We start from the raw sequence: 306 nt of genomic DNA, 5'->3' as shown, positions 1-306 counted from the left end.
GTGGGGTGTTACTTGGTGTTGACGGTGATCTTGGCGATGCCGACGAGCATGTCGGCTTTCACGGCGTCGGTCTTGAAGGTTTTGTTCAGCAGGCCGGCGGCGGTGTCGGAGATCAGCACGCGGGTGCCTTCCAGGACCGCGGTGTCGCCGGCCTTCGCGAGGGGCTTGAGGGTGGAGCCGTCCAGGTTGAAGATGTAGGCCTGCTTGGCCGCGACCGTGCCGTTCACGGCGACGTCACCGTAGAGCTTGGAGGTGCCCGGGTCGATGGTGAAGTTGGTCAGGTCCACCTTGGTGTCCCCGGCGGTG

1 pseudogene is annotated in these 306 nt (G+C 64.7%); it reads right to left on the bottom strand.

What is annotated here, in order from left to right:
* Positions 1-8: 8 nt before the first annotated feature.
* Positions 9-306: pseudogene (locus tag BJG92_RS18645) on the bottom strand (hypothetical protein); the annotation flags it as partial.

The sequence above is a fragment of the Arthrobacter sp. SO5 genome (assembly GCF_020532805.1).
Lineage (GTDB): Bacteria > Actinomycetota > Actinomycetes > Actinomycetales > Micrococcaceae > Arthrobacter.
Note: the sequence above shows the minus strand (reverse complement) of the source record. Positions and strands in the feature narration are given on the sequence as shown.